Genomic DNA, 13,393 nt, shown 5'->3' with positions numbered 1-13,393 from the left:
GACATTCCGATTCAGTACGTGTGCTGGAAGCAGAACACCACCATCACCTACTCGGCCACCGAGCCCGACGGCGACTCGGTGGTGTACTCCCTGGCCGCGCCCCTGCGCGCCTGCGGCACCCCCGTTACCTACAACCCCTTCCCAACCCTCAACCCGGTGGTTGACCCCATTCCGGGCACCAATCCGCTTTGCTACTTTAGCTCCCCCGGCGTTCCCGGCGGCACATATAGCCCGACCAATCCCATTCAGCTGGGCATGGACACGGTGGGCACCTGCCCTATGAAGACCGGGGTGGTGCGCACGCTCACCTTCAACCAGCAGGCCCGCACCCTGTCCTTTGTGCCGGGGGTGTTTAACGCCGCCGCGGCACCCAACTCCGGGGACAACAAATACCAGATTGCCGTGCTCATCACGGAATACCGCCGCATCAACGGCGTGCGCCGCGTGATTGGCACCGTGCGCCGCGAAGCCAATCTGATTGTAATCGATTGCAATACCAACCGCACCCCGGCTCCGATAGCTCCCAACCCGGTCACCCCGAACTCCAACACCACCACGGTGAACACGGCCGACACCACGCGCATTGACGTGCGGACCTGCAACTACTCGCGCGTGGAGCTGAGCTTTACCGACCCCGACAACCTCCGCACGCCCAGCGCCAACCAGCGCCTGACCGTGACCTTGCCGGCCAACATCAACACCGACCCCAACCTGCTGGATTCGGGCGACGTGGGCACCTTTAGCCTGACCGGCAACAACACTATCAACCCCCGCGGCGTGTTCTTCTTCCAGCCGGCGCCTACTGCCGCCGGCCGCACCGTCCGCCTCAACATTCGGGTGGAGGACAACGCCTGCCCCATCAAAGGCGTGCAAAACCGCGTGGTGGTCATCCGCATCCTGAAGGGGAACTTTGCCGCGGTGGCGCTCAGCGGCTTCCCGGTGTTGTGCCTGGGCAGCACGCTCACGCTGAATGGCTTGGCAATGCGCGCGGATTCTATTCGCCGCATTTCTACCAACACCACGCAGGCGCAGGTCTACAATTACCAGTGGACCACCAACGCCGGCGGCAACGGCCTGCCGGCCGTGACCACCACCCGCAGCATCACCGTGAGCCCCACCGTGACGACCCGCTACCGGCTGAGCATAGCGCCCACGCTGGGCTTTGCGCAGGGGGCCTGCGGCGACACGACTTCGGTGCTGGTGCGCGTGCTGCCCGCCGTGACGCCGCCCACCGTGACGCGCAATGGGCTGACGCTGACCAGCAGCTATGCCACGGGCAACCAGTGGTTCCGCGACAACCAGCTCCTGCCCGGCGCCACCAGCCAGAGCATTGTGGCCACGGCCAACGGCAACTACAGCGTGCAGACGGTGGTGGCCGGCCCCTTGGGCAGCTGTACCTCGCCCATGTCGTCGGCCATCACGGTGCTGTCGGCGGTGCGGGCCCTGCCGGGCAGTAGCCTGAGCGTGCTGCCCAACCCCACCCCCGACGGCCGCCTGAGCGTCACGCTCACCGGCTACGCCCAACCGGTCACGCTGACGGTCATGGATGCCCTTGGCCGCCGCGTGAACGAAACCACGATAGCAGCGCCCAATCCGCAGGGCACCGCCCGCGAACTGGATTTGCATTGCCTCGGCGCGGGCCTGTACCTGCTGCAGGTGCGCACGGCCGCCAGCCTGGAAGTTCGCCGCATCGTGCGCGAATAGGCTTAGCGGAATTATTGAATTTTGACCACAAAAAAGCCGGCTGCCAAAAGAGGCAGCCGGCTTTTTTGTGATTGACAATGCTATTTAACAGCGGTTTTCAATTGCAACGTACCCGCTTGCAAACCGGCGCCAGTCACTTTCAGCTGCACGTCGCCGGCCTTGTTAGAGGCTTGCACAATGGCCACCAGCTGGCCGTGGAAGGCGTGCATCTGCGGCTGGTGGAACAGTTCCAGGCTCGTCGGGTCGCCGTTGCCCATGGCGCGGAAGCGGCCGGCGCCGGTTACGGCTACCTGCAGCTGGTCGGCGGCATCGGGGCAGAGGTTGCCGTCTTTGTCTTCTACGCGGGCCGTGACGTAGGCCAGGTCCTGGCCGTCGGCGGCGAGGGTGGTGCGGTCGGCCACCAGCTTGATGTGGTGGGGCTGGCCGGCGGTGCGCACGGTTTCTTCGGCCGCGGCCTTGCCTTGGGCATCGTAGGCCACCACTTTGATGCTGCCGGGCGCGTATTTCACGTCGTTCCACATCAGGCGGTAGCGGGTCTGGGGCTTGTCAGACTTCGCCTTGGTCTGGCGGCCTTGGCTCACGCCGTTCACGAACAGCTCGGCCGAGGGGTAGCTGGTGTAGCAGAACACCGGCGTGGTCTGGCCCTCGCGGCCGGGCCAGGTCCAGTGGGGCAGCAGGTGCACGGTGGGTTGGGCGGTGTTCCAGCGGGCGCGGTAGAGGTAGTACCGGTCCTTGGGCATGCCGGCCAGGTCGAGCATGCCGAACATGGAGCTGTGCGAGGGCCATTTCTCGTCGTAGGGCGTGGGCTCGCCGAGGTAGTCGAACCCCGTCCACACAAACTCGCCGATGACGTTGGGCAGGTCGTCCTGCTGCACAAACTCCTCGTCCGGCGTCTGCGACCAGCTGCAGGCCTCCAGGTCGTAGGAGGAGCATTGGTTGTCGTCGTACTTCTTCTCCTTAGCCGTCACCACCGGAAACTTGTAAACGCCCCGCGAGCTCACCGTGGACGCCGTTTCCGAACCCAGCAGGAAGCCCTGCGGCAGCTTGCTCAGCGCCTCGGCGTAGCGGTGCGGCTTGTAGTTGAAGCCGGGAATTTCCACCGCCGGCGCCAGGCCGTACTTGAAGTCGTCGTCGAACCGGTCCATGCCCGCTGCAATGGGGCGCGTGGGGTCTTCGCGGCGCACGATGTCCTGCAGGCGCTTGGCCAGGATGGGGCCGTTGGGGTTGCTTTGGTCGGGCACCTCGTTGCCGATGCTCCACATGATGACCGAGGGGTGATTGCGGTCGCGCCGCACCATGTTCACCAGGTCCTTTTCGGCCCATTGGTCGAAGTACTGGCTGTAGCCGTTTTTCACCTTCGGCGCCTTCCACTCGTCGAAGGCTTCCACCATCAGCATGAAGCCCATTTCGTCGGCCAGCGCCACCAGCTCGGGCGCGGGCATGTTGTGCGAGGTCCGGATGGCGTCACAGCCCATGTCTTTCAGCAAGGTCAGCTGATGGCGCAAGGCCGCCGTGTTCACGGCCGCGCCCAGCGGGCCCAAATCGTGGTGGTTGCACACGCCCTTGAACTTGCGCGACTGCCCATTCAGCGAAAAGCCTTTGTCTTTTTCAAACTTGAAGGAGCGCACGCCGAAGCGGGTGCGGTACTCATCTTTCAACACCTGTCCCGCATACAGCTTGGAGGCAGCCGTGTACAGCACCGGCGTTTCGGGCGACCAGATTTTCGGCTGCGGCAGGTCCAGGTTTTGCTCAAACTCGGGCTTGCCGGTAGCCGCCAGGTTGCTGGTGGTAGTGGCCACTACTTTGCCGGCCGCGTCGCGGATTTCGGTCACGAGGCGCAGCGCCGGGCGGGTGCCCGTCGGCACGGCTACCTGCGTGCGCAGCTTCACCTTGGCCGACTGGGCGGTGATGTCGGACGTGGTGAGGTAGGTGCCCCACACCGGAATGTGCACGTCGTCGGTCACGATGAGGTGCACGTTGCGGTAGAGGCCGGCGCCGGGGTACCAGCGCGAGGCTTCCGACTGGTTTTGCAGGCGCACGGCCAGCGTGTTGTCAGCTCCCGCTTTCAGGAAGGGCGTGATGTCGAAGGAAAACGAGTTGTAGCCGTAGGGCCAGCTGCCCACTTCCTTGCCGTTCACGAAAACGTGGGCGTTGCTCATGGCGCCATCAAAGAGCAGCACGGCCCGCTTGCCGGCTTTGAAGCCGGGCACGGCCAGCTTGCGCCGGTACCAGCCCGTGCCGATGAACGGCAGGCCGCCGGTGCGGCCGGCTTTCAGGGTGGCGGTTTTCTCGTTGTTCTGCTCGATTTTGACTTTTTGCAGGTCGTTGTTGCCATCAAACGGGCCGTAGATGGCCCAGTCGTGGGGCACGCTCACAGTTTGCCATTTGGCGTCGTTGAAGCCCGGCTGGGCAGCGTTGGGCTGCTCGCCTTTGGTGAATTTCCAGTCGGTGGTGAGCAGGTATTCCTGGCGGGCCTGAGCGGCGGCAGGCCGCGACGGCGCCAGCAAGGCCAGCGCGGCGATGCCCGGCAAAGCCCAGCGGGTGAAGGAGTGGTTCATGAGAAATCGTCGGATAAGTGGGCCTGACAAGCTACCCCTGCCAAGGTCGGCAAAGGTCCGCCTTCCGCTGCGAAGCAGCAACGCGGTTACTTCCGTGACATGGCCCAGAAGTGGACTGGTATTGCTCAGGGGCAACTACCGATGCCACCCACAGCCCCAATTCTCAACTTATTATTTTCTAATGCATTACACTGTCCTGTTTCGCTGGTTTGGGGGCGTAACATTATAGTAAACTAAGCAGCATATTGTGGCAACAGGAGACGGGGACCTTTGCACCCATTATGCAAAACACCAGTATCCGCAGCATTTTTTCGCTTGTCCTGTGCCTGGTTTCGATTGCCTCGGCCGTCGCGCAGGGCACGGGCAGCATCAAAGGCACGTTTAAGGACGGGACCACGCAGGAAGCCATCATCGGCGGCACGGTGCGCCTCGAAAACAGCAGCATTGCCGGCCCGACGGGCGTCGACGGCAGCTACTCGCTGGAGAAAGTACCGGCGGGCAAGTACACCCTGGTGATTTCCTCGGTGTCGTACAAAACCGTCTCGATTTCCAACGTGGCCGTGACGGCCGGTAAAACCACGGTGGTCGACGGCAACCTGCAGGCCGACACCAAGGCGCTGGACGAAGTGGTGGTGAACGGCGTGCGCCGCACCAACACCGAAATTTCGGTTATCAACGAAATCCGCCAGGCCAGCGTGGTGGTCAGCGGCGTGTCGTCGGAGCAGATTGTGAAAACCCAGGACCGCGACGCGGCCGAGGTGGTGCGCCGCATTCCGGGCGTCACCATCGTCGACAACCGCTTCATCCAGGTGCGCGGCCTGAGCGACCGGTACAACACCGTGTGGCTGAACGACGTGAGCGCGCCCAGCTCCGAGACGGACCGCAAGTCGTTTTCCTTCGACATCGTGCCCAGCTCGCTGCTCGACCGCGTGCTGGTGTTCAAAGACCCCTCGCCGGAGCTGCCGGGCGACTTCGCCGGCGGCCTCGTGAAGGTGTACCTGCGCAAGCCGGTGTTCAACGAGAAGCTGCTGACGGTGAACTACTCCACCGGCTTCCGCGACGGCACCACGGGCCAGGATTTCTACACCGATAAGACGCAGGCCGGCGACGCCTTCGGCTTCGGCGCCACCAAGCGCGAGCTGCCCAACGGCTTCCCGCAGCTGAACTCGGCCTACCAGCAGTACGAGCGGGATTTCTACGCCCGCCAGCTCGAGAACACCTTCGCCATCTACAAGATGAAGGCCATGCCCGATGCGCGCTTCAACCTGTCCTACCTCGACCAGTTCAAGCTGGGCGGGCTGGAAATCGGCAGCGTAACCTCGCTGAACTACACCAACGCCTACACGCACTTCAACATCGACCGCAACCTGTACGACGTGACGGGCAAGCGCACCGACCAGTTCAAGGACGACCAGTCGACCAACAACGTGCGCCTCGGCGCCATCCAGAACTTCAGCCTGCAGCTCGCCGACGGTGGCCGCCTGGAGTTCCGCAACCTGTTCAGCCAGCAGGCCCGCAACCAGCAGGTGACGCGCCAGGGCCTCGACGACAACGGCACCCTGAACCGCCGCAGCTACCAGGCCGGCTACCAGGGCCGCACCACCTACACCAGCCAGCTGGCCGGCACGCACATCTTCAACAAAGAGAAAACCCACTTCGACTGGGTGGGCGGCTACGGCTACTCCAGCCGCAGCGAGCCCGACCTGCGCCGCGTGTCCTACCAGGTGTCGCCCTCCACCGGCGACAACCGCCCCGAAACCCAAACCGTGCTCACGCCCGGCGCCGGCCAGGTGGACGTGAACAACGCCGGCCGCCTCTACCAGAACCTCGACGAGCACATCTTCACCGCCACGGCCAACCTGAAGCAGAAAGTGGCCCTCGGCGCCCGCGAGATGGAAGTGGCCGCCGGCACCTACCTCGAATACCGCAAGCGCAGCTTTAATGCCCGCGCCTTCGGCTACTCGCTGAACGCCAACGGCATGCAGGGCCTGAAAAACGAGGACGTGGGCAACATCTTCGCCCCGCAAAACATTGGCAGCGACGGCTTCCGGGTGGACGAAGACCAGAACTCGACTTACCACTACTCGGCCACCAACGAGCTGGAAGCCGCTTACGTGTCCTTCAGCCTGCCGCTGGGCGAGCAGGTGAAGCTGCTGACCGGCGCCCGCTACGAGCGCAACGTGCAGTCCATCAGCACGGGCATCAACGGCCAGCCGGTGAAGCAGGACGTGACCACCAACTTCGTGCTGCCCTCGGCCAATCTGAGCTACAACTTCAGCGAGAAAAGCCTGCTGCGCGCCTCCTACGGCCGCACCCTGAACCGCCCCGAATTCCGCGAAGCCGCGCCCTTCTTCTTCTACGACTTCGATTTCAACGTGCTGAACTACGGCTCGCTGTACCTCAAGCCCGACAGCCCGCTGAAAGTGGCCACCATCGACAACGTCGACTTCCGCTACGAGCTGTACCCCTCGGCCGGCCAGCTCATCCACATCGGCGCGTTCTACAAGCACTTCACCAACCCCATCGAAAACGTGGTGGTGCTGACCTCGAACCTGGCCTACACCTTCGCCAACGCCCCCAGCGCCTATGCCTACGGCGTGGAGCTGGACCTGAAAAAGGACCTGGAGTTCGTTACGCCCAGCCTGAAAAACCTGTCGGTGGTGTTCAACGCCTCGCTGATTAAAAGCCAGGTCAACCTCGGCGACAACATCGTGGCCTGGAACAAGAAGCGCGCCCTGCAGGGCCAGTCGCCCTACGTCTTCAACGGCGGCCTGTACTACCAGACGCCCAACAACAGCTGGCAGGTGGCGGCCCTCTACAACGTGTTTGGCCCGCGCATCCTGTTTGCCGGCAGCGACCAGTACCCCGACGTAGTGGAGCTGCCGCGCCACACCATCGACCTGACGCTGACCAAAACCCTCACCGACCGCCTCTCGCTGAACGCCGGCGTGCAGGACCTGCTCAACCAGCGCACCAACTTGGTGCAGGACTACAACAACGACAAAACCTACTCGGCCGCCGACCCCTCGCTGAGCAGCTACCGCCGTGGCACCTACTACACCCTCGGCCTGCGCCTCAACCTGGAGCCGCGCCGCGCCGCCACCACGCCCCTCCCCTAGCCCTTCCTGACTGGCTTTTGCCCCTCACCCCGAACTGGCTTTCACTTCATCCCTTTTATGAAAAAGAACACGCTTTCGCTCTCCTTCGCCGCCCTGTTGCTGCTGGGTGTGGCCTCGTGCAGTAAGAAAGACATCACTCCGGCGCCCAACATGACGGGCAGCGGCACTTCCAACCCCGGCGGCGGCGGCACCAACAGCGGCAACGCCGTGGTGGTCGACGCCCCCATCACCACCAGCACCACGTGGTCGGCCAGCAAGCAGTACCTGCTGAAAGGCTACGTGTACGTGCGCTCCGGCGCCACGCTCACCATCGAGGCGGGCACCATCATCAAAGGCGACAAGGACACCAAGGGCGCCCTCATCGTGGAGCCCGGCGCCAAGCTCATTGCCATTGGCACGGCCACCAAGCCCATTGTGTTCACCTCGAACCAGCCCAAGGGCTCGCGCAACTACGGCGACTGGGGCGGCATCATCCTAGCCGGCAACGCGCCGGTGAACACGCTGGTGGGCACCTCGCGCCCCACCATCGAAGGCGGCCCCACCACGCAGTACGGCGGCACCAACGCCACCGACGACTCGGGCACCCTGCAATACGTTCGCATCGAGTTCGGCGGCGTGGCTTTCTCGCCCAACAACGAAGTGAACGGCCTCACGCTGGCCGCCGTGGGCAGCGGCACCACCCTCGACCACATCCAAGTATCGTACAGCGGCGATGACGGTTTTGAGTGGTTTGGCGGCACCGTGAACGCGAAGTACCTGGTGTCTCACCGCACGTTCGACGATGATTTTGACACCGACAACGGCTTCTCGGGCAAGGTGCAGTTTGCCGTGTCGCTGCGCGACCCGCTGCAGGCCGACCAATCGGGCTCCAAGGCGTTTGAGTCCGACAACGACGCCAGCGCCTCCACCAACGGGCCGCAGACCTCGGCGGTGTTCTCCAACATCACGGCCATCGGGCCCATCCTGAACCCCTCGGGCTCGACCTACAGCCCGCAGTACACGGCCGGCGCGCACATCCGCCGCAATTCGGGCATCAGCATCATGAACTCCGTGATTATGGGCTACCCCACCGGCGTGCTCATCGACGGCGCCCCCACGGCCGGCACCATTGCCCGCAACGACGCCCGCTTCAAGAACAACATCGTGGCCGGCTCCCTCACCGGTTCCAACTCGGTGGGCGGCCAGCGCAGCATCCTCTACGTGGGCCCAAGCGGCGGCGCCGGCAGCCTCACCGTCAACAACGTGATGGCGTCCGACTCCTCTGCCTGGGGCGCCGCCATCGGCCCGCTCACGTGGTTCAAAGCCAGCACCAACCGCCGCTACGCCACCGCCGACAACGTGCAGCTGCTAAACCCCTTCAACCTGACGGCCCCGAGCTTCCTGCCCCGCACGGGCTCGCCCATCGTGACGGTGGCCCCAGCCACGGCGCCCGTGGCCCCCGCCAGCTTCACCGACAGCAAGCTGGCCGACTCGTTCTTCACGCCGGTCAACTACATCGGTGCCCTGGCCGACCCCAACGCCGCCGGCGCCACCAACTGGCTGGCCTCCTGGACCAACTTCGACCCGCAGAACACGGATTACTAAAGCTCAGACCCGAGATTTCATTACGACAGAGTAGAAATTAAAAAAGGCCCTTCGCATCATTGCGAAGGGCCTTTTTTATTGTACCAGAGACGGGAATCGAACCCGTACTTCCTTACGGAAACGACAGTTTAAGTGTCGCGTGGCTACCAATTACACCACTCTGGCTCAATTATTTGCCTTTTGTCCGGCGCTGGTTTTTGCCCCGATAATTAATTGTCAGCGCATGACAATTGGGACATAAGAGCTGCAAGTTAGTCAGGCGATGGTCATTATTTACGCCGTTGGCGTGGTGTAGTTCCAACGGAATGGCTTCGTTGCGCCACTCCGCCAGGCCGCACCCTTCGCAACGCGCCTCCTTTAATACGTGCTGAACCAACCGGTTTCGGAGGCGAAAAGTGGAAGCGTAGGTTGAGTTTTCAACCAGAATGCCGTCCCAGGAAAAGGGCTTACCCAGCGTCCGATAACGGCTGCCCTGGTTCCAGGCCGCGCCCGTGAAATGCGCGGTGCTCAGTTCCAGCCTGGCAATGCGCGCGTGCACCGTTTTGTAATTGCCGCCAGCGGGCACCAGCCCAATGCGGCCCAGCACCTGCCGCACCGATAAGCTTTCGGCCACGGCTTGCCGGAATTCGTCGTCGGTGCTCGGGCATTTGCGGGTGGCAGCCATTTCCAAAATCCAGATAAAACAAAAAACGCTGCCCGAAGACAGCGTTTTTTATTCTTGGAGCGGGAGACGAGGTTCGAACTCGCGACCTCGACCTTGGCAAGGTCGCGCTCTACCAACTGAGCTACTCTCGCGGAAGGTTCAGAACTACTTTCGTAGCGCTGAATGGTGCGACAAAGGTAAGGCGTTTTTTTGGCGACGCAAGGGATGAAAGTGGAATTTCTCTCTACCGAAGCCTTTCCGCTTCATTTTCAGGCCGAAAAAATTATCCTTTGCCTAAGGTTAGTTTCAGTTCGTTCAGCTTCATGAGTGCTTCAATGGGCGTGAGCGTGTTCACGTCGAGGTGCTGCAGCAGCTCCCGAATGCGTTCCAGGGCTGGGTCCGAGGGCTCGAAGATGCTGAGCTGGGCGCGCGGCGCCGTGGCCACGGCCGCCGTAGCGCGCGGCTTGGGCTGGGCCGGCACCTGCGCCGGCGGCACCGCCAGGGCCTGGCGCCCGCCAGTTGCCTCAATGCCGGCCAGCACGTCGTCGAACTCCGTCAGTGCGCCATCCTCCGCTCCGGCGCTGGTGCGCTCCACTTCGAGGTGGTGCATGATTTCGTTGGCCCGCAACACCACCGAGGTGGGCATGCCGGCCAGCCGCGCCACGTGAATGCCAAAGCTGTGCTCCGAGCCGCCGGGCTGCAGCTTGCGCAGGAACAGGATGCGGCCGTCGGCCTCCTTCACGGCCACGTTGTAGTTGCGGACGCGGGGGCAATCGTCGGCCAGCTGGTTGAGCTCGTGGTAGTGGGTGGCGAAGAGGGTTTTGGCCTTGGCTTTGGGGTTGTTGTGCAGGTGCTCCACAATGGCCCAGGCAATGCTGATGCCGTCGTAGGTGCTGGTGCCGCGGCCGATTTCGTCCATCAGCACGAGGCTGCGGTCCGAGAGGTTGTTCAGGATGGACGCCGTTTCGGTCATCTCCACCATGAAGGTGCTTTCGCCCTTGCTCAGGTTGTCCGAAGCGCCCACACGGGTAAAAATCTTATCGATGATGCCCACCGTGGCCGCGTCGGCCGGCACGAAGGAGCCAATCTGGGCCAGCAGCACGATGAGGGCCGTCTGGCGCAGCAGCGCCGATTTGCCGGCCATGTTGGGGCCGGTTATTACCACAATCTGCTGCTCGTCCTGGTCGAGACATATATCGTTCGGGATGTAGCTTTCGCCGGGCGGCAACTGGCGCTCAATCACCGGGTGGCGGCCAGCTTTGATGTCGAGCACGGTGCCGTCGTTCACCACGGGCTGTACGTAGCGCTGCTGCCGGGCCGTGAGGGCAAAGCTGGCCAGGCAGTCCATCACGCCAATGGCGCGGGCATTCTGCTGAATCTGGGGCACGAAATCGAGCGCGGCCAGCACCAGCTCGTTATAGATGTTTTGCTCGATGACGAACAGCCGCTCCTCGGCGTTGAGGATTTTCTCCTCGTAGGTTTTTAGCTCCTCGGTCACGTAGCGCTCGGCGTTCACCAGCGTTTGCTTGCGAATCCAGGACGTGGGCACCTTGTCTTTGTGGGCATTCGTCACTTCCAGGTAGTAGCCAAACACCTTGTTATAAGCCACTTTTAATGACGAGATACCGGTGTTGCGCTGCTCCCGCTGCTGCAGCTGCAAGAGGTAGTCTTTGCCCGAAAACGCCAGCGCGCGCAGCTCGTCCAGCTCGGTGTCGATGCCGGAATTCAGCACGCCGCCCTGGTTGGTGAGGATGGGCGCGTCGGGCTTGATTTTGGTCAGAATGTCTTGGCGCAGCGTGGCGCAGGGGTTCAGCTGGTCGGCCAGCTTCACCAGCGCCCGCACGCCGGACGCGGCCAGCCGCTCGCGCATGGGCGCCACGGCTTCGAGGGCGCGGGCCAGCTGCAGCAGCTCGCGCGGGTTCACGCGGCGCACGGCTACTTTGGAAATAAGGCGCTCCAGGTCGTTTATCTGGCGCAGGTGCTGGGTGAGGTCGGCCAGCAGCTCGTCGTCGGCCACCAGGGCGGCCACCGTGTCGAGGCGGCGCTGAATCTGGCTTACTTCCTTCAACGGCAGCACTATCCATTTGCGCAGCAGGCGAGCGCCCATGGGCGTCAGGGTCTGGTCGAGCACGTCGATGAGGGGCACGCCGCCGGGGTGCTGGGCGTGCACCAGCTCCAGGTTGCGCACCGTGAAGCGGTCGAGCCACACGTATTTATCCTCTTCCAGGCGGCCCAGGCTGGCAATGTGCTGGATGTCGGTGTGCTTGGTTTCGGCGAGGTAGTGCAGGATGCAGCCGGCCGCAATCACGCCCTCCTTCAGGCCGTCCACGCCAAAGCCCTTCAGCGAAGTGGTGCGGAAGTGCCGGGTCAGGGTGTCGTGGGCGTAGTCGGGGCCGAAAACCCATTCGTCCAGCGCATAGGTGCAATAATCAGGGCCGAAAGTCTGCTCAAACTCGCCGCGACTTTTCTTGCAGAACAGCACCTCGGCGGGGCTGAAATTCTGCAGCAGCTTGCCCAAGTAGTCGAGCGTGCCCTGCGCCACCAGAAATTCGCCGGTGCTGATATCCAGAAAGGAGATGCCAGCTTCCGACTTCCCAAAATGAATGGCGGCGAGGTAGTTATTGGAGCGCCGTTCGAGCACGTTGTCGTGCATGCTCACGCCGGGCGTCACCAGCTCCGTGATGCCGCGCTTCACCAGGCCCTTGGCCTGCTTGGGGTCTTCGAGCTGGTCACAGATGGCCACGCGCTGCCCGGCGCGCACCAGCTTGGGCAGGTAGTTGTCGAGGGCGTGGTGCGGGAAGCCGGCCAGCGGAATTTCGTTGGGCGTGCCGCCGCCGCGCTTGGTGAGGGTGATGTCAAGGATGCGCGCGGCCGTCACGGCGTCTTCGCCGAAGGTTTCATAAAAGTCGCCCACCCGGAACAGCAGCACCGCGCCGGGGTGCTGTTGCTTGAGCAGGTAGTACTGTTTCATCAAAGGCGTGTCGACGGGCGAGCCGGGCGCAATGTGGTCAGGGCCCACGGACTTGATGACGAACTGTTTTTTGGGAGCAGACAAAACGGAAGCAGTAGGAACGCGCTTCGGCGCATTCAATCGTTGAAATAATCGGCCCGGCCGGGCTTACATCCCCCGCCGCAGCACCGGTGTAAACGCTGAAGGCGCCGTGGCGCGTTCCGGCAGGAATACCTTTGCCCCATGCGAAAACTCACAATGGCCGAGCTGAACCGGGCCTCGGTTGATGACTTCAAAAGTACGCCCAAAAGCCCCGTGGTTTTGGTGCTCGACAACGTGCGCAGCATGCACAACGTGGGCGCAGTATTCCGTACCGCCGACGCTTTTGCGCTCGAAAAAATCTACCTCTGCGGCATCAGCCCGCGCCCGCCGCACCGCGAAATCACCAAAACGGCTTTGGGCAGCGAGGAATCGATGGCCTGGGAATACCACGCCGAAACCGGGGCCGCCGTGGCCGCGCTGAAAGCCGCGGGCTACCAACTGGTGGCCGTGGAGCAAACCACCGGCAGCGTGCCACTGCCGCAGTATCGGCCCGAGCCCGGCCGGCCGCTGGCCCTGGTGCTGGGCAACGAGGTGTTCGGCGTCGACGACGCCGTGCTGGCCCTGTGCGACACGGCCGTGGAAATCCCGCAGTTTGGCACCAAGCATTCGCTCAACGTGGGCGTGGCCGCGGGCGTGGTGCTATGGGATGCGCTGGTGAAGCTGGGCGTGGTGTAGCCCCCCGCATCTTTTACGAATTAAGTGCTTCGCTCATGCGCGCCAAGTGAAAAGAATA

General features: G+C 63.2%; 7 protein-coding genes and 2 tRNA genes. 4 read left to right on the top strand and 5 right to left on the bottom strand.

What is annotated here, in order from left to right:
* Positions 1-1,704, top strand: a 1,704-nt coding sequence (locus IC234_RS21140) for a T9SS type A sorting domain-containing protein (protein ID WP_190928654.1), incomplete at its 5' end; no start/stop codon positions are given.
* Between the two features lie 80 nt (positions 1,705-1,784).
* Here the strand turns inward: IC234_RS21140 and galB are convergent.
* The gene (galB, locus tag IC234_RS21135; RefSeq protein ID WP_190928652.1) at positions 1,785-4,262 is read right to left on the bottom strand and encodes a beta-galactosidase GalB; all 2,478 of its coding nucleotides are present in this window, start codon (positions 4,260-4,262) and stop codon (positions 1,785-1,787) included.
* 281 nt (positions 4,263-4,543) lie between these two features.
* On the opposite strand from galB, the gene IC234_RS21130 reads away from it, so the two are divergent.
* Positions 4,544-7,381 (top strand): TonB-dependent receptor, encoded by a 2,838-nt coding sequence (locus tag IC234_RS21130; protein ID WP_190928650.1) that lies wholly within the window; start codon positions 4,544-4,546, stop codon positions 7,379-7,381.
* 57 nt (positions 7,382-7,438) lie between these two features.
* Positions 7,439-8,965 carry a hypothetical protein gene (locus IC234_RS21125; protein ID WP_190928648.1) on the top strand — a complete coding sequence of 509 codons (1,527 nt, stop codon included), beginning with the start codon at positions 7,439-7,441 and terminating at the stop codon, positions 8,963-8,965.
* Positions 8,966-9,046: 81 nt separating this feature from the next.
* Here IC234_RS21125 and IC234_RS21120 read toward each other — a convergent pair.
* The 4 genes from IC234_RS21120 to mutS form a co-directional block, all read right to left on the bottom strand.
* Positions 9,047-9,130 (bottom strand) — tRNA-Leu (locus IC234_RS21120).
* A 4-nt stretch (positions 9,131-9,134) separates the two neighbouring features.
* Complete coding sequence (locus IC234_RS21115) at positions 9,135-9,629, bottom strand: HNH endonuclease signature motif containing protein (RefSeq protein ID WP_190928646.1); 495 nt, start codon at positions 9,627-9,629, stop codon at positions 9,135-9,137.
* A 55-nt stretch (positions 9,630-9,684) separates the two neighbouring features.
* Positions 9,685-9,760 (bottom strand) — tRNA-Gly (locus IC234_RS21110).
* Between the two features lie 131 nt (positions 9,761-9,891).
* Positions 9,892-12,579, bottom strand: a complete 2,688-nt coding sequence (mutS, locus tag IC234_RS21105; protein WP_190928664.1) for a DNA mismatch repair protein MutS — start codon at positions 12,577-12,579, stop codon at positions 9,892-9,894.
* 222 nt (positions 12,580-12,801) lie between these two features.
* On the opposite strand from mutS, the gene IC234_RS21100 reads away from it, so the two are divergent.
* Complete coding sequence (locus tag IC234_RS21100; RefSeq protein WP_190928644.1) at positions 12,802-13,335, top strand: RNA methyltransferase; 534 nt, start codon at positions 12,802-12,804, stop codon at positions 13,333-13,335.
* The last annotated feature ends 58 nt before the right edge of the window (positions 13,336-13,393 follow it).

Source organism: Hymenobacter armeniacus (assembly GCF_014699055.1).
Lineage (GTDB): Bacteria > Bacteroidota > Bacteroidia > Cytophagales > Hymenobacteraceae > Hymenobacter > Hymenobacter armeniacus.
The sequence above is the reverse complement of the archived record's forward strand: the minus strand, read 5'-3'. Positions and strand labels throughout refer to the sequence as shown.